The sequence below is a fragment of the Pseudomonas helmanticensis genome (genome assembly GCF_900182985.1).
In the GTDB taxonomy this organism is placed as follows: Bacteria; Pseudomonadota; Gammaproteobacteria; order Pseudomonadales; family Pseudomonadaceae; genus Aquipseudomonas; species Aquipseudomonas helmanticensis.
On the sequence record NZ_FXUY01000002.1, the window covers coordinates 660,571 to 676,860 of the forward strand.

General features: G+C 50.8%; 14 protein-coding genes. 6 read left to right on the top strand and 8 right to left on the bottom strand.

Translation table 11 applies throughout. The features are described 5' to 3' along the window. Window positions 1-32 precede the first annotated feature (32 nt). The 3 genes from rclC (at window position 33) to cynR (ending at window position 3,612) form a co-directional block, all read left to right on the top strand. A complete protein-coding gene (rclC, locus tag QOL84_RS25780) occupies window positions 33-662 on the top strand; it encodes a reactive chlorine resistance membrane protein RclC (RefSeq protein ID WP_283439048.1) in 630 nt (209 codons plus the stop codon). Between the two features lie 501 nt (window positions 663-1,163). After that, entirely contained in the window at window positions 1,164-2,525 is a 1,362-nt protein-coding gene (gorA, locus tag QOL84_RS25785; protein WP_283439049.1) for a glutathione-disulfide reductase, read from the top strand. Window positions 2,526-2,730: 205 nt separating this feature from the next. Further along, window positions 2,731-3,612 (top strand): transcriptional regulator CynR, encoded by an 882-nt coding sequence (gene cynR, locus QOL84_RS25790; protein ID WP_283439050.1) that lies wholly within the window; start codon window positions 2,731-2,733, stop codon window positions 3,610-3,612. 193 nt (window positions 3,613-3,805) lie between these two features. On the opposite strand, the gene QOL84_RS25795 is transcribed toward cynR, so the two are convergent. The 8 genes from QOL84_RS25795 to QOL84_RS25830 all read right to left on the bottom strand — a co-directional run bounded on the left by QOL84_RS25795 (window position 3,806) and on the right by QOL84_RS25830 (window position 12,978). Continuing rightward, complete coding sequence (locus tag QOL84_RS25795; RefSeq protein ID WP_283439051.1) at window positions 3,806-7,318, bottom strand: SIR2 family protein; 3,513 nt, start codon at window positions 7,316-7,318, stop codon at window positions 3,806-3,808. Window positions 7,319-7,532: 214 nt separating this feature from the next. Beyond that, entirely contained in the window at window positions 7,533-8,075 is a 543-nt protein-coding gene (locus tag QOL84_RS25800) for a cytochrome P460 family protein (protein ID WP_283439052.1), read from the bottom strand. A gap of 96 nt (window positions 8,076-8,171) precedes the next feature. Continuing rightward, window positions 8,172-8,858, bottom strand: coding sequence for a glutathione S-transferase family protein (locus QOL84_RS25805; RefSeq protein ID WP_283439053.1), 687 nt, complete (start codon window positions 8,856-8,858; stop codon window positions 8,172-8,174). A gap of 58 nt (window positions 8,859-8,916) precedes the next feature. Next, a complete protein-coding gene (locus QOL84_RS25810) occupies window positions 8,917-9,540 on the bottom strand; it encodes a DJ-1/PfpI family protein (protein ID WP_283439054.1) in 624 nt (207 codons plus the stop codon). Window positions 9,541-9,754: 214 nt separating this feature from the next. Further along, window positions 9,755-10,666 carry a LysR family transcriptional regulator gene (locus QOL84_RS25815; RefSeq protein ID WP_283439055.1) on the bottom strand — a complete coding sequence of 304 codons (912 nt, stop codon included), beginning with the start codon at window positions 10,664-10,666 and terminating at the stop codon, window positions 9,755-9,757. Continuing rightward, window positions 10,666-11,586 (bottom strand): LysR family transcriptional regulator, encoded by a 921-nt coding sequence (locus QOL84_RS25820; protein ID WP_283439056.1) that lies wholly within the window; start codon window positions 11,584-11,586, stop codon window positions 10,666-10,668. The genes QOL84_RS25815 and QOL84_RS25820 overlap by 1 nt, the downstream gene beginning before the upstream one ends. 175 nt (window positions 11,587-11,761) lie before the next feature. Further along, complete coding sequence (locus QOL84_RS25825) at window positions 11,762-12,409, bottom strand: glutathione S-transferase family protein (protein ID WP_283439057.1); 648 nt, start codon at window positions 12,407-12,409, stop codon at window positions 11,762-11,764. A gap of 272 nt (window positions 12,410-12,681) precedes the next feature. Next, entirely contained in the window at window positions 12,682-12,978 is a 297-nt protein-coding gene (locus QOL84_RS25830; RefSeq protein WP_283439058.1) for a putative quinol monooxygenase, read from the bottom strand. A 95-nt stretch (window positions 12,979-13,073) separates the two neighbouring features. Between QOL84_RS25830 and QOL84_RS25835 the strand changes: the two genes are divergently transcribed. The 3 genes from QOL84_RS25835 to QOL84_RS25845 all read left to right on the top strand — a co-directional run bounded on the left by QOL84_RS25835 (window position 13,074) and on the right by QOL84_RS25845 (window position 16,278). Beyond that, complete coding sequence (locus QOL84_RS25835; protein WP_283439059.1) at window positions 13,074-14,051, top strand: GlxA family transcriptional regulator; 978 nt, start codon at window positions 13,074-13,076, stop codon at window positions 14,049-14,051. 445 nt (window positions 14,052-14,496) lie between these two features. Then, complete coding sequence (locus tag QOL84_RS25840) at window positions 14,497-15,429, top strand: alpha/beta fold hydrolase (protein WP_430458742.1); 933 nt, start codon at window positions 14,497-14,499, stop codon at window positions 15,427-15,429. A 114-nt stretch (window positions 15,430-15,543) separates the two neighbouring features. After that, window positions 15,544-16,278, top strand: coding sequence for a cysteine hydrolase family protein (locus tag QOL84_RS25845; RefSeq protein WP_283439480.1), 735 nt, complete (start codon window positions 15,544-15,546; stop codon window positions 16,276-16,278). Window positions 16,279-16,290 lie beyond the last annotated feature (12 nt).

Sequence of the window (16,290 nt, forward strand, 5' to 3'; positions counted from 1 at the left end):
CGCAACCTATACATTATCGAAGGGTTTTAGCCATGAGTACTTCACTAAGATCAGTGCTTGAGAAAGCCAGCAAGCTGGATAGCTTAGGTGTTCATCTGATTCGAATCGCTGTTGCCATCATATTCATTTGGATTGGTGCGTTGAAATTTGTCCCGTATGAAGCCGATAGCATCACGCCATTCGTTGCTAATAGTCCGGTCATGTCATTTTTCTACGAGCACCCAACTGAATACAAAGAACACCTTACACACGAAGGACAACTCGACCCCGTCAAGCGCGCATGGCAAACCCAGAATCACACCTATGCGTTTTCAGACGGGCTCGGTACTGTTGAAATCCTCATCGGATTGATGGTTCTTTCCTACGCGTTCTCACGCCGAATGGGCATGATAGGCGCGGTTCTAGCTTTTCTAACCCCACTCGTAACGTTGTCGTTTTTGATCACAACGCCAGAGGCCTGGGTGTCGAATATTGGTGATGCCCAGTACGGCTTCCCCTTCCTATCCGGCGGAGGGAGGTTGGTTCTCAAAGATTTATTGATGCTAGCTGGTGCGGTCGTGATGATCGCTGACTCGGCACGCAAGCTACTGCTTCCAATTATCCCAAAAAGCAGGTGCCCGGCGTCAAAAGAGCCAACGCAACAATGGATTGGCTTGCCATAAATCATCCTGGCCAACTCTAAGTACGCCGTTGGTCGGTAGCTGACCTATCATGACTGTTGTGAAAATCGGTGGGGCCGCAAGTTCCGGCCCTCCCGGGATTGTTCCATACAGCTGAATGGTCTCATCAATTCTTTGCTCCTTCTCTTATTCCAATTAGAAGGGGAAACTGAAGGGACTTGCTCATTCGAGATGTTCTTCAGCGTTCTCCGTTCTTGGAGTTCCGAAATGTTCGACAACACGACCCATGACTGTACGGATTTTGACGCCGATAGACGAAGTGTACCTGTGCATGAGTACGAGAGTGTTTTTTTGCTACCCCAAATGATGATGATTCATGCCATGCCGTCCGGTGTTTCGTGGCGTAAAACGACTTGCCATCAGCTAATGCATAACTCCCGACTCTCGTACCTGTTCAGTCGGCTTAGGCAAGCACTGAAACGTGGTATTGCCCATTAACATCTTGAATAATCTAGCGCTGCATAAACCTGTCAGGGAGATAAGATGACTTACGACTTCGATCTGTTTGTTATAGGCGCGGGCTCTGGCGGCGTAAGGGCGGCACGGTTCTCCGCGGATTTCGGCGCGAAAGTAGCGGTCGCCGAAAGTCGGTACTTAGGAGGCACATGCGTAAATGTGGGATGCGTACCGAAAAAGCTGCTCGTGTATGGCGCCCACTTTGCGGAAGATTTTGAGCAGGCGAAAGGCTTCGGTTGGAGTACCGGCGAAGCGCAGTTTGACTGGGAAACGCTGATTGCTAATAAGAACCGAGAGATCGAAAGACTCAACGGTATCTATCGCAAGCTGCTGGTCAATAGTGGAGTCACGCTATTTGAAGGTCACGCGCGGCTTGCCGACGCCCACCATGTTGAAGTCAACGGTAAGCGCTATAGCGCCAAACAAATTTTGATTGCAACGGGTGGTTGGCCGCAGATACCCGATATTCCTGGGCGTGAGCATGCGATCACATCCAATGAGGCGTTCTTTCTGAAACAGCTGCCTAAGCGGGTACTGGTAGTTGGTGGCGGTTACATTGCCGTTGAATTCGCTGGCATTTTCAACGGTTTGGGCTCCGATACACGACTGCTGTACCGCGGTGACCTGTTCTTACGAGGGTTCGATCAAGCGGTCAGAACTCATTTGGCTGAAGAACTGACCAAAAACGGTGTGCAGCTGGATTTCAAAACGAATATCGTCCAGATCGACAAACAGCCAAACGGAAGTCTCCTCGCGACGCTTGAAGACGGTCGTCAATTGGAAACAGACAGTATTTTTTACGCCACAGGTCGACGTCCAATGCTCGACAACTTGGGGCTGGAAAACACTTTTGTAGAGCTTAACGATGCAGGCTATATTTCGGTTAACGAAAATTTCGAAACACGTGAGCCTTCAATCCTGGCACTTGGCGATGTGATTGGTGGTGTCCAGTTGACGCCGGTTGCAACGGCGGAGGGATCAGCAATCGCTCGCCGCTTGTTTAAACCTGAGCAGTATCGCCCGGTTGACTACCGGCACATCCCGACTGCGGTTTTCAGCCAACCGAGTATTGGTACCGTTGGCCTTACCCAAGAGCAGGCGATGGCTGAAGGTTTCAAGGTGACCATCTTCGAAAGCCGCTTCCGTCCAATGAAGTTGACCCTGACCGAGTCTTCCGAAAAGACGCTCATGAAATTGGTAGTCGACGCTCGTACCGATAAGGTATTGGGGGTTCACATGGTTGGCCCTGACGCCGGTGAAATTATTCAAGGTTTGGCGATCGCGCTCAAAGCAGGAGCAACCAAGCGCCTATTCGATGAAACCATAGGCGTGCATCCGACCTCAGCTGAAGAGTTCGTGACTCTGCGAACTCCGGTCGTCGCTGCCTGAGAGTCAAGTGGGAATGCGAATGCGGGCGGGCCTCACTCTTTACAACGTTCCTGCGAGGTGAATAGGAAGGCCCGATCAACTCGAAGCGCATCACTGAATTTCGCCGGTATGGCGTTCTTATCTGACCTGCTCAGCTAAGCGACCTCATGGCGCCTTAGTCGATTACACTGCTAGGCATCTGTCTCACCTACGAGTGGTCACTGCGATGCTGTTACGACATCTGCGCTATTTGTTAGCGGTCGCTGATAACGGCGGTTTCACGCGTGCGGCTGAGGTTCTCCACGTCTCTCAACCTACCCTTTCGCAACAGATTCGCCAGCTGGAAGAAACGCTCGGCGTTATCCTGTTTGACCGCACTTCCCGAACGGTAACGCCTACTGATGCTGGGCAAGCGTACATCGAGTGCGCACGCCGCGTGCTCGTAGAACTAGCAGCGGGCAAACGGGCGTTACACGATGTGAAAGACCTCTCCCGCGGAAACCTAAGACTGGCCATGACCCCGACCTTCATGGCATATCTCGTGGGACCAATTGTTCGTGATTACGCCGCTAGGTTTCCGAATATTCATCTGGAAATCTTCGAGCTATCGATGGACGATATTGAAATAGGCCTCGCAGACGACTCGCTTGATATAGCCATCGCTTTTGACCAGGTCAGAAACCCGGACCTTGAATCGATTCCCGCATTTGTCGAAACGTTGGGTCTGATGGTTGGGCGCGAGCATCCCCTGCACGACTGCCAGAAAGCGCTGACGAGTGAGCAAGTTGCCCAATTGGATTTCGCCTTGTTGACCCCGGATTTCGCCACCCGGGTGTGCATTGATGAGTACTTCACGAAAGCGAAAATTACACCCAAAGTGGTCATCGAGGTGAACTCGGTAAACACGTTGCTAGAGGTCATTCGCCACACCGGGGTTGCCACAATTCTTCCAGAGCCCATTGCGACCCAGGACCGCGCACTACACAAGCTTGAAATGAAGGACAAGGCGCCTCAGCGTGGAGCATCATTACTGCGACGCAAGAATAATTACCACAACGCGGCGTCAGTGGCTTTCGTGGAATTAGTGCTGGGCACCATAGGTAAATAGCCTCAACGGCCCCAGGTAGCTCGCATCAATAGCGCAACGTGGATTTGCTTATTAGGCTTGGCCCCGGGGGCGGGTTTGGGATTGGTCTAAGCGGCTACCCAGCCTTGGAGTTTTCCGGTAATGCCGGGTATTCAACCGAGGCCCATTTTCCCGCCAAGGCGGAAGGAGCCATGCTGGTGCTTGGTGCTTGAACCTATCTAGTTGCACCCACTCTCGCAAGTGCCTCATCCAAGTCTTCAGCCAAATCGCCAGGCAGATCTGACAGCCGTTTTGCCACGCTGACAATTAGTCCGCCGTAATCGCCCTTTGAAACCTTGCACAGAAAAATTAAAAGCTTTGCGGTCGCGGCTGGATAATTCAATACCAAGTCGCTTCTACTTAACTCCACCTGTAGCGTCATGTCTCGGAGGCTAATGACTGGAGATTGCACTATATAATCTACGCCTTCTGGATATTGGGCGCCCAACACAGGTAGCCATCCCAGCATCTGCTGCACCTCATCCTGCTGTAATGGCGCTGGAATTGCGTGCAGTCGGCCTTGCCAATACGTTCCTAGCCAACGATGCCAAAGGAGCGCCCTTGACTCGGCAGACATGCTTCGAAGCTGATACCGAACATGAGAAGCGAAAGCGACTCGGTCTTTCATCGATCCATGCTTAAACAACTCCGGCATTGCGACATCAATGGGGCTACCTTCATGCGTGATCGCAAAATAGCTAAACATCTCTATAAACCGATTTCTTTGCCCTGGGAATGCACTCTCCATTCTGGAAAATGCTGCTGAAAATGCATCCTGCAAAGCTAAGCAAACGCCCACGGTTAAATGTCCCCAGCTTAAAAAGCCGTGCCATGCATGACGAAAGGTAGGCTCATCGTCAGTAGCAAACATTGGTAGGACATTGGTTGAGGTCCACGCGCGGTCCAAGCTGAGCAAGAATGCAAAATGGCCTGCTAGTAGACACTGCGCATAAGCTCCGCGCATTCCTGAATTGGCCAGCGCCATTTCGAACCAATGCTTATAGTTCTCTGGCAGATGTCGCTCAGAATCAGGCTTTCCCCGCATCTGGATGTCTAGCCCGTATATCCAGAACTGAAGGATGATGCCTCCAGGCTGAATCATGCATTGCACAGCCCAATCCTCACAGTCAGCCAGCAACAATTCGGGTTCAAGCGCGTTCCAGATTAAATGAGAAAGACTGTTAGCTCGTTCGAACACATCAATGAAAATTGGACTTTCGCTAGAGTTCACCAACGAAAACAACAGCTCGGCCAATGGCTTGCTGTGTCTTTTTACAATCTGTGGGGCTGCTGCAATCGTAAACAGACGGTGCCAGTCAGTGGACGTTAAAGCGCCTTCGCTTAGGCCCCTAAGGGCTGCTGGCCATAAATGTGAATTAAAACTCTCACGCAGCAGCAACGTTTTCAGAAGGCGCATCCCCCAATCGGAATTAAATTTACAGGATTCCGTAACTGCCCTCGCTAAACCGTTTTGGTCAATATTGAACACCTCATTAGAGGAATCAACGGCGATTAAACCCTTAAGACAATCTGCTGGATCAGCAGCCAACAACTGCTCAGAAGACCATGAGCTTTGCTGGGGAACCCAAGCAGCATCGCTTGACCAGTGCGTGAAATCAGGATGCGCGCTAGGCGACCATTCGGGGTACAGAGCTTTAATGGGTTCTACTGCCGCTAAGGCATATTGGCAGTCTGGGTTTGCCAAAAGCAGCCAGTGCAACATATCGAACTGAATTCGAGCGGTGCATTTTTCGGCTGACCAATCATTGAGAGCTTCCGACTGGAAGCTCAAGACTTCGGCTATGAGTCCGCTTCGTGCTTCAGAACTCGCATTGGGAAATGAGCCGTATAGAGCCCTGAATATTTCGTGATGCGCAGGATAATCTTGAAGGCCCGCTCGTCTGGTAAGCCAGTCCAACAGCTGGTCTGGTTCTGTGGTGAATTCGATGGCAGAGGCATGAACGGCAAGCCGCTTGAGAATGGGTACCCCAGAGGTGACAAGACGCTCAATCCAAGCCTTTGCTGTTACTTCATCGTTCCGACATATCCACTCAAGAGAATCACGCGCTGAGTCGATTAACACGTCAATAGCCTCAGGGTTGCGGTCTTGCTCATGAGCCTCAATAGCTGATCGAGAGTAGCTCATGGGATCCCATCGATCTGACACCCGATTCCAGGCGAGGAGATCATGGTGCATATCCTCTAAACACCTGATTGCGCCCTGAAATAATGCCCCCGCGACTGTGGCGATATTCGGCTGTAGATAGTTTTCCCATACCTCATTCAACGCCCACTGACCGACCACCATTTCACAGCTGACATCGTAAGCGCGGCCTGCTGTTCCACTCATGTCCGGCACGCGACGCTGCCGCCGTGTAGCTATGAGCTGATGCTTGCACATGAATAGAAAAATCTTGCAGGTAAGGTTAAACAGACGCTCCTCACCGCATCGCTCGGAGACCCACATCAGAATCTCTAGTTCTGAATCAATAGGAGCGTTCGAAATCAAAATTGCTACCCATTTCTGAAGAGCCTCAGGTCCAAGCTCCTTGTTTTTTTCTACCCCAATTTCTCTTCCTATTTGCCACCACAAATCTGGATTGAGCTTGAGTTCGTGGCCAGCAAGAACTTCGAATAATTTCTCTGCATCAACGAATACTTGTTGCGCAAACCAGGTTGCCAATAGCTTTGCCTTGGCGGTCAGCTGGCCAGGTCGAAACAGTTCATTTAAGTGACTTCTCGCATCCAGCCATTCAACCCATTGAGGCCCCTTAGCAGCAGCCGTAAAAAAGCGAATTGTGTATTCTTCAGCCAAAGCATGATCCAGCTCTCCAATGACTTGCTCGTCCGAAGGGGGTCCGTCACGGCAAATTGTTTCCAATCTCTCCCTCCAAACCAGCGCGGTTCTGGTGGCGCGTTCGGCAAGTTTTTCTACTCCTTCATAAAGCTCTTTGAATGATTCACTTCCCGAGTCTTTTTGGAAAATGATGGGCGTGATACCCAGCAAATCCCATTTTTCTGACGTATCTGTAAGCGCGAAACGCCTGCCTAATTTCCCAGATGGGAGCGCGCGCGCTAAGTAGTTCATTACTACGTCATCGTGGCTGTAGCCAATGAAAAGGACGGTGTAATGATTGAAAACTTCTAACAAAAATTGCTTCGCCCAACCCTGCGTTAAATAGGCCCTACCGAAATCTGCATCCGTCATGATGAGGTTCTGGGTTTTTGGGAGTGCTCCGTGAACGTGCACGATTCCAAAAAAATCGGAGCCTAACGGTAGCGCTGGGGCGGCATAGATATCTGGAAGGTATCCGTACACGGCTTTAGCAGCCGTTTCAAAATGCAGGTCGTAGTTGGTCGTTACGATCTTGACGCGATCCACGGTGCGGAATGCCCGAACCAAATCGTGATGGAGAGAATTGGGAGCACTATTCGGCGGAGTCAAATGCTCGCGCGCTCGCTCGTGGACCGGCACTCCTTGATGACTGAGTTCGCCAAGGAAACGGTCTAGTGGATCGGCGGGGGTTTTCCCTGTTCCGTAAGCGATACGTTCGGCTAGCTTCCAGAAGCCGTCCAGACTTGAGGGTGCCCCGACAGAAACGCCGGCACCGGCAAAAATTACTAGTCGGTCGTCCCTAAGTGCTTCAAGGATTGAATCGGGGAAATCCAACGCCGCCAACTTAACCATCTGCCAATCACCAGTGCAATTTGCCAGGCGTCATCATAGGACACGCTGGCAGCGTCCGCAGACAACATTGCACCTCAGGCAGTATTGATTTTTAAGAGACGCCATCGCGTCTGAGCGATGACGTCTTGTAGTGATTAACGCTTGGGGGGATAGAAGCTTTTTAACCCTCAACGGTTCAAAAAAACAATGGCATGTTTTCCAGAAAAAAAGCTCGTCATTGGGAATATTTAGTGAAAATCAGATCCGTTGCAGGTGGCAATTTCGTGTGGCAGGCAAAGCAGCCATTCACGATTTTTTCGCTTGGATTAGGCTTTCCATTTTCAAATTGCCCGTATCCCCAGCCTCCGGTACTAGCGTATCGCTTAGAGTCTTTGACCTCGATCTGAACGTTCGTTGGCTCGCCAGCGACGAAAGACTGATCGCGACCAAACACGGCATTATTTTGTGGGGAGGATTCGTATTTGTATGCCAGCCTCGCGATGATCGTGCCATCTGGAAATGGCAGGGTTCCTTCCCTGTATGCCTTCATCGCGATGTCATTTCCCAAAATCACGCGGATGTCTGGCTTCTCGCCTTCTTCGTGAGCAATGCTGACGAACTGCCAGTTGCGATAACCTGGAGGGAGAGTGACGCCAAAGACAGGGGAGCCTTCCGGCTCCGCACCAGGAGTTGAATCAGCGTGAGCATAAAACGATATGCCTATCAGCACAGCGATCATGCAGGCGGTCACAAATAGAATGTTAAATTTCCAAGTCATCACAAACGCTCCAGTTAGGGCGCTATACGAATTTTTTCTTGGGACAAATAGCGCCAATTTTATTTTCGAGTCGATGAATTCACCGTTCGCAACCCCTCACAGCGGTGGAAGCCCGTTCAGTTTTCTTCTCTCTGCTTCGGCTTGGGATGATGGGCGGATTCCCTCCCCTTTTTCGTAAGCTCGAATGACCGCAGGTCGCTCCCCAATTTTTTTCTTCCAAGCAAATATGTGGGGATAATCCGCAAGCGTTATTCCCTGTTTTCCGTGGATAACCACCCAGGGATAAATTGCCATATCCGCAATCGAATACTCTCCCGCCACGTATGGTCGTTCGGACAATTGCTGCTCAAGCACTCTGTAAAGTCGCTCGGTTTCTTTGCTGAAACGAGCTTCCGCTACCGATGAACTCTCTAAAGAATAATTTAAGAAAAAGACCGTCTGGCCTAGGATAGGGCCAAAGCTTGCAGCCTGCCAAAATAACCACTGGAGGACATCGGCTGCGCCTTTGACGTCTTGTGGTAAGAATTGACGGCGGCGTTGTGCCAGGTAAAGCAAAATGGCACCCGACTCGAAGACCGATACGCCTACTTCACCATCCACCAACGCGGGAATGCGCTGATCAGGCGAAATCCGCGTGTACTCAGCTGTGAACTGCTCCCCCTTGGTAATATTGATTGGGTGGATGGTGTACGGTCGACCTGACTCCTCAAGAAAAATCGCCACCTTCTGACCGTTAGCAGTCGGCCAATAATAGTAATCAACGGTGCCGGGATCTTTAGTCATTGTTCTATCCTCTGGATGACACAAAACTGAATCGGATAGCTGTGAATTTTCGTCATCATTAAGGCACTTGAGGAGCGTCGTACCACTCTGGTCCGGGCGAAGCGAATCGCATTTTCTGGCGGATAAATGCCGCGTTTTCTGCACTCGTTAACTGCTCTAATAATTGAAACGCCACCTCAGTAGCAGTCCCAGGTCCACTTGATGTGATGATTTGCCCATCAACCACAACGGGGCGATCTACAAAGCGAGCACCAGTTTCAAGCAGCTGATTTTTTCGTTTGCCACCCTCTTGGTGGTACGTCGTCGCGTTCTTTCCTCGCAACACTCCAGCAGCGCCAAGACATACCGATGCCACGCAAACACTGGCGACAATTTTGCCGGCGTCAACGAAATCTCGGATCGTCGAAAGGAACTGTTCGCTAAGCGCTTCCTCATAAAAACCTGCGGGTTCAAAGCCGCCGGGCAACGCTAGGGCGTCAAACGCACTCGTGTCTAAATCGCGCAGTAAATAGTTAGGGGAAATCGTGATTCCGAATGTTGTGATGATCCGTCGCCGAAGGCCCGCGTGTACCAACTCAAGGGAATCATCACCAAGAAGATCGGCCCAACCGAGCACGTCGGTAAACGCCGCCATTTCAAGAGGCTCAACACCATTAGCAAGCAACATGAGTACGCTTTTCATCAGGTGTAGCCTCCACGGTTCACGTGAGTTTCTACGGACGCTTCGGGCCATACTCCGCTTTAAAAAGAGCGAGGCGAACGACCAAATCATGGAATCCAATGTTCCGCTCGCCGGAATACTGACTTGTATTTTGGATCCATAATAAATTAGGGTTGCGGCTACGCAGGCCTGTCAGAAGTACATTTCACTGCTGCATCCAATTTGATCGAAGGGGTCAAAGCACGTCCTGTTGCATAGCTGGATGTTCCCGCAGTCCATCAACCATGTGATCCACAAAGCTGCGCAATCGCATTGATGCTTTGCGCCTTTCTCGGTAAACGACGTGGACAGGTAAGGCAGGCAACTCATAGGGTCGCAGAATGCGCTGCAACCGTCCGCTATTGAGGTAGTCGTACAATGGGTAACTCAAACACCGAGTGATACCTGCGCCATGAGCCGCCGCGCTAATAGCCGCCTGCACCGTAGCGCAGCTGAGACGGGAGCGTGCTCTAATGCTGTTTTGCTGACCCTGATTTTGAAAGTCCCACTGGATGCTATTTCGAAAAGCCTGTGTGCCTACCAATTTATGCCGTTTAAGGTCGTCTGGACTGAATGGTTCACCGTGGGATTCGAGGTAATCAGGACTCCCACACACGATCGAACGTACGTAGCCGACCGGCCGAGCAATTAAAGACGAATTCGGTAAATTCCCAATCAGTACCGCTACGTCCAAACCCTCATCATTCATATTTGGGAAACGATCATTGTAGTGAGTGAATAGTTTGATGTCCGGATAGGTACTCATGTAGTCCGCCAGCAGTGGCGTCATGACATAGCGGCTGAACAGCAGGGGTAGCAACACCGTTAGACTGCCCTGCGCTTCCATATGCAGTCCCTTTGCCGACGCCTCTGCTATCTCGATCTCATTGATAATGTGAGAGCAGTCAGTCATGAACGCTTCCCCTGCCTTGGTCAAAACAACACCTTGCGTGCTGCGCTGTAACAATGACACCCCTAAACGGGCCTCCAGTCGGGCAACGGCGCGCACGACAGTAGGGCCAGAAACATGGAGTCGACGGGCTGCTGCCGCGAGACTTGGTCTATCGGATAGGGCTTCGAACATGACCATCTCGTGATAGCGGTCCATCACACCGCACCCTCAACGTCAGACTGAAGCGCGATATCATTGCCCAATCGCTCAGTGAGAAACTCCACAAAAGTTCGAACTTTCGCAGGCACCCGGTTACTTTTCTGGTAGACGACTTGTATGGGCAGTGCAGGAGGTTCGTAGTCCTGAAGCACTATCTCCAATGCACCCGAAGCAACTTGGCTAGCCACCTGATAGGACAGAACACGAGTGACGCCCCAACCCTGGGACGCAATATTGATTGCAGCCTGATTTGCCGTTACCACCAAACGCGGATCAAACCGAAAGCTCAAATCGCTGCCTTCGTTCACGAATTGCCAATCACTCAGAAGGTGGCTAGCTGATGACATCACTATATTGGCCGTACTAAGCTCGCCGGGATGTCCGGGTCTACCGTAACGATCAAAATAGTTAGGCGCTCCACATATTACTTGGCGTACCTCACCCACCTTTATGGCGTGCAACGATGATTCCTGCACATGTCCAATTCGTATTGCTACGTCGATACCTTCATCGACAACGCTGGTCACACGGTCAACGAGCATTGCACTTAGATGAACGGAAGGATACATATCAAGGTATTCGGCTAATAGAGGTGCAATGTACAGCTCCCCAAATAGTACTGAAGCCGTCACGGTCAAGTGCCCGCAAGGCAATGAATAACTGCCAGCAGCGGCTTCCTCGGCCTCCCCTACCTCGCCCAATATTCTCCGACAGTCCTCTAAGTAACGCTGCCCTGCCTCAGTCAGGTGCAGGCTGCGGGTAGTTCGTGCTAACAACTGAGTACCGATTCTCTCCTCCATTGCCGCGATCACTCGCGTCACACTGGGTGGTGAAATATTGAGACGTCGGGCTGCCGCAGCAAACCCTTCTTCTTCGGCAACCGCCGTGAATATTTGCATTTCTTGAAAGCGGTCCATAGGTGCCCCTATTTGGTAGACGACGTCAATTATTAGTAGTGATGCGCATAGCGCATCTTTTTCTCAAGGTCATCAACCACTACTTCGTCATTATCACAGGACAAATAAGTGAGAACGCTGATAATCTTTGGAACGCCTGTAGTTACATAAAAGCGGGCCTTTTATGTGCGTACAACTAACCACTAACACTCCATTGGTGATCTTCATAAAATCGTTGCTGGCAGTATACGTTCACAAACCGCGGCAACGATGAAACAGTCGTTAACCATTCTCGAATGAGAGGGTAGTCAAAAAGAGAAATGTACGCGCTGGGTACATGGGATAGATAGGTATAGGCTGAAACATCGGCAATTGTTGGCTCACCGCACACTAAATACTTATTCACCGTTAATGCCATGTCCATTTCTTTAAGCAGAGACAACGTTCTAATGAAATGATCTTCAGCGCCATAGCCAGCATCAGACTCAGTGAGCAATCGAGCAGAAACTGGTTTTGAGTCGTTCTCTTCATCAGTCAAAGAGAGCCAGCACAGCACTCTGGCCAGAACTAAATGATCGCTCGGTAACCATTGACCGTCGCCATATGTAGCGGCGAGGTACACCAAGATAGCGTTACAGTCAGCTACAACAGTGCCGTCATCATCGATAAAAGGTACCTGTCCAGAGCCATTTCCAGCCAGAAATTCAGGGAGGGGGAAACCGCCTCTCATCAGGTCCACCGATACCAACTCGGTATGCAAACCTAACAAAGACAGCATCAATTCGATGCAGTGGTGCTGCTCGGAATTGGGATGGCGATAGAGTTTGATCGATTTGTGAGACATCACGTACTCCAAAAATCATGAGTGCAACTCAACGCTCAGGCTCACGCTTAAGGCATCGTTCTCGCATCCCAAAAACATCGCAACCACCAGTAATTACAATTCAGTATTTCATCAGGCGGAATTATCGGTGACTACCTAAGCATCATTTTGTAATTACGTCCCTGATTAAGCGTCTTCGCGCCGACGCCATGGCCTTTGAATTTGTGAGGAGGGGGATGGAAAATCCCCCTCCCTGGCGGCTAGCCGATGAAAACTCGTCCAAATCGAACGGTTTATCTTTTGGCTGCTAATACTTCTACCTTCTGAATCGATGGTGGCTCCGATAGCAGATAACCGGCCTTCGACATCAACGCTTGGGCGATGGGGCCATTCAGATGAGTATCCCGATCCTTGTCATTGGCAAATGCATCAAAGATACCGAAGACCGATGGACTCATTTTCAAAGCGAACCATGAGGTAGTACCTGGCTCAGCGTTTGCAAGCGGCAATGCACTTCTCAGAAAATCGTCAACCTCCGATTCCTTGCCTGGCTTGGCTTTCATCTCTACAAACAGCGCTACGCTGACCATCTCAATTTCCTTTGCGGGTGGTTGTGATTCCAGTGTAGGAATACTTGAAATCGTCGTATAGTGGCGGGGCCGACAACAAAGGTATCGTTTCCGCCATGAGAATTTATATCCTTGCCCTAGAGGGTGTTTTCGATCTCGGTCTAGCCGCCTTTATGGATGTGCTGGGAACAGCCAGCGAACTCGCAGGAGAAGAGCCAACACAACGAATGTTGGATGTGACCATCGTTGGGGTGAGATCAGAGGTACGGACAGGACAAAATCTGACCGTACCGGTGCGCCTCGCGGCAGAATTGCCCCAGCCAGATCTAGTTTTGGTTCCTGCCCTATCCTCTAAAATGCCCGAAGGACTTGCTAAAGCCCTTGATCAACCCGATGTGGCTGAAGCAGGCCAGTGGTTGAAATGCTGGTCACAGAATGGAGCAACGATAGCTGCGGCTTGCACAGGAACATTCGTGGTAGCAGAAGCGGGATTGCTTAACGGGCATAGCGCTACGACATCCTGGTGGCTTTCAGCATTCTTCCGTCACCGTTACCCGCTAGTGCTTCTGGATGAAGAGCGGATGCTCGTCTGCTCAGACCCCTTTGTGACCGCGGGGGCCGCAATGGCTCACTTCGATCTTGGGCTGCACGTAGTCAGCCGGCAAAGTCCTACGCTTGCTGCTCTATGCGCTCGATACCTACTGATCGAGACCAGGCCATCCCAAGCCGTATTTATCATTCCTGATCACATTGCTCACACTGACCCAATCGTCCAGCGATTCGAGCAGTGGGCACGTGATCATCTTGAATCTGGGTTTTCATCAGCCGCGGCGGCAGCGACTATCGGCGTGAGCGAGCGAACCCTAGTTCGCCGAATCCAACAAGTTTTAGGGAAGTCTCCGTTAGCCTGGTTTCAGGACCTCCGCGTTGATTACGCGGTTCATCTGCTGCAAACGACCGACTCCAGTGTTGAACAAATTGCTAGCCGCGTTGGTTACGCCGACGGCACGACATTGCGCACATTACTACGTCGCAAACTCGGCCAAGGGATACGAGAGCTTCGCCAACGAGCAACGCACGTGGCTGTTTTGTAAGTGACAATGATAGGTGCCTACTGAGCCACTTTTTGTAGGCACCGATTCTTCCCTCAGATTCGACCCTTGCGGCCTTGTAAGCGTGGGAATATCACTTTTTCCGGTTCAAGCTTATTTTATCAGGTCTAAGTATAGCTCTTTTGTTAATACAAAAAGCCCACTCCAAAAAACTTACCAACCCCTATACATCCAATATTTATAACAAACTACGACTAACTAAACTTAATTGCCTCCACAAAAACAACGGACTTTTACAATTAGCATTTCATAACACCGTTTCACACCTCTTAACTCGTTTCCTCGGAACCTCCCGCCCATAGTTCTATCCGACCGCCGCTCATTATTCAGATAAAGAACATCTGATCGAATAAACAGGCTCTCGGAGCAGAAAATGACAGACAAATCCGTGCTTTCTCAAAATGCAGCAGTACGCCGCGGCCTTGTAATGACAGGGATAGGTGTGGCCCTTGTATCAATGCTACCAAAAGCGGCACAGGCACAAACTGCCTCGCCATCAAAATCCGAATCGGGATCTCATGCCATGACATCCAATACAATTACAAACAGTGAAGGTGTGGTGCTTTATTACAAAGACTGGGGGCCAAAAAACGGGCCCGTAGTGACGCTTAGCCATGGCTGGCCACTCGATTCAGATAGTTGGGATGGACAGGCTTTCTTCCTCGCAAATCAAGGCTTCCGCGTCATCGCGCATGACCGGCGTGGGCATGGTCGTTCCAGCCAACCTTGGGACGGTAATGACATGGATCATTACGCCGACGACCTTGCCACAGTGATCGAAACACTGAATCTGAAAAACGTCACGATCATGGGCTTTTCCACCGGTGGAGGCGAAGTAGCGCGGTACGTAGGCCGTCATGGCACTTCTCGTGTTGCGAAGATCTGCCTGATCTCATCAGTCCCTCCGCTCATGCTGAAGACGGCCGCGAATCCAGGCGGGTTGCCGATCGACGTATTCGACGGTATTCGAGCTGGGATGATCGCGGACCGCTCACAGCTATTCAAAGATATACCTGCTGGGCCATTTTATGGATTCAACCGGCCAGGGGCGAAAACCTCTCAAGGCATGATTGATTCCTGGTGGAGACAGGGAATGGTCGGTGGTTTCAAAAATACCTTCGACTCAATCAAAGCGTTTTCGGAAACTGACTTCACCGAAGACCTCAAGAAATTCGATAAACCGACCCTCATCGTCCATGGTGACGATGATCAGATTGTGCCTATCGATGCCGCTGGCAGAGCTGCCAAAAAGCTGGTCCCTAGCGCAACTCTCAAAGTGTATGCGGGCGCGCCCCATGGTCTGACGGAGACGCATAGGGAACAACTCAATAAGGATTTATTGGCATTCCTAAAAAGCTGAACGTCGTAAATTATTTGGAGAGACATCATGTCTGAAAAATACCTACCACTTGGCAGACGCTCATTTGTAATCGGTGCTGCCGCAGCCGTGGCGGCAAGTGCTATCCCTTCTGCAATGGCAGCGGACAAGCCCGCACAATCCAATCTCGAAAAGTATGCCGCGCCCAAGAACCCCGCGCTTCCAAAGTCGACGATGAAGCTCGACCTTTCGCGCACAGCTCTGGTGGTCATCGATCCGCAAATCGACTTTATGAGTCCGAAAGGTAAAGCTTGGCCGATGACGGGCGAAAGCGTTACGGAGCAGAATTTAGTCCCCAATCTCCTGCGCCTGTTTAAAGCAGCCAAAGCAGCCAACATGACAGTCGCTGTTTCGCCACATTGGTATTGGGGAACGGATCATAACTGGAAAATTCAGGCCCCAGTCGAAGCCATGCAACACAGTATGAAGCTTTTTGATGATCGCAAAAACGAGTTAGACGTGGCAGGTTTTGAGAACTCAGGAAGCGATTTCATGCCGGAATTCAAGCCTTACATCATGGACGGTAAGACTTTTCTTTGTTCGCCCCACAAACTTTACGGCCCACAAGTCAACGACCTAAACCTACAGCTGCGTAAACAGCTCGTCGATCAAGTCATCCTGACCGGCATGCTCGCAAACCTCTGTGTGGAATCGCACATGCGTGAGTTGCTTGAACAAGGGTTTGAAGTCGCAGTGGTACGAGACGCAGTGGCGGGGCCTAAGCTGCCTGAGGGTGACGGATACATGGCGGCCATTATCAACTACCGCTTTATGGCAAACGCCGTATGGACCACCGATGAAGTGGTCGCAATGATGGAAGGCAAGGCCTAGATACAAATCCTG

Coding starts and splice junctions, on each gene's coding strand:
- rclC (WP_283439048.1), top strand. CDS start 33: ATGAGTACTTCACTAAGATCAGTGCTTGAGAAAGCCAGCAAGCTGGAT.
- gorA (WP_283439049.1), top strand. CDS start 1,164: ATGACTTACGACTTCGATCTGTTTGTTATAGGCGCGGGCTCTGGCGGC.
- cynR (WP_283439050.1), top strand. CDS start 2,731: ATGCTGTTACGACATCTGCGCTATTTGTTAGCGGTCGCTGATAACGGC.
- QOL84_RS25795 (WP_283439051.1), bottom strand. CDS start 7,318: ATGGTTAAGTTGGCGGCGTTGGATTTCCCCGATTCAATCCTTGAAGCA.
- QOL84_RS25800 (WP_283439052.1), bottom strand. CDS start 8,075: ATGACTTGGAAATTTAACATTCTATTTGTGACCGCCTGCATGATCGCT.
- QOL84_RS25805 (WP_283439053.1), bottom strand. CDS start 8,858: ATGACTAAAGATCCCGGCACCGTTGATTACTATTATTGGCCGACTGCT.
- QOL84_RS25810 (WP_283439054.1), bottom strand. CDS start 9,540: ATGAAAAGCGTACTCATGTTGCTTGCTAATGGTGTTGAGCCTCTTGAA.
- QOL84_RS25815 (WP_283439055.1), bottom strand. CDS start 10,666: ATGGACCGCTATCACGAGATGGTCATGTTCGAAGCCCTATCCGATAGA.
- QOL84_RS25820 (WP_283439056.1), bottom strand. CDS start 11,586: ATGGACCGCTTTCAAGAAATGCAAATATTCACGGCGGTTGCCGAAGAA.
- QOL84_RS25825 (WP_283439057.1), bottom strand. CDS start 12,409: ATGTCTCACAAATCGATCAAACTCTATCGCCATCCCAATTCCGAGCAG.
- QOL84_RS25830 (WP_283439058.1), bottom strand. CDS start 12,978: ATGGTCAGCGTAGCGCTGTTTGTAGAGATGAAAGCCAAGCCAGGCAAG.
- QOL84_RS25835 (WP_283439059.1), top strand. CDS start 13,074: ATGAGAATTTATATCCTTGCCCTAGAGGGTGTTTTCGATCTCGGTCTA.
- QOL84_RS25840 (WP_430458742.1), top strand. CDS start 14,497: ATGACAGGGATAGGTGTGGCCCTTGTATCAATGCTACCAAAAGCGGCA.
- QOL84_RS25845 (WP_283439480.1), top strand. CDS start 15,544: ATGGCAGCGGACAAGCCCGCACAATCCAATCTCGAAAAGTATGCCGCG.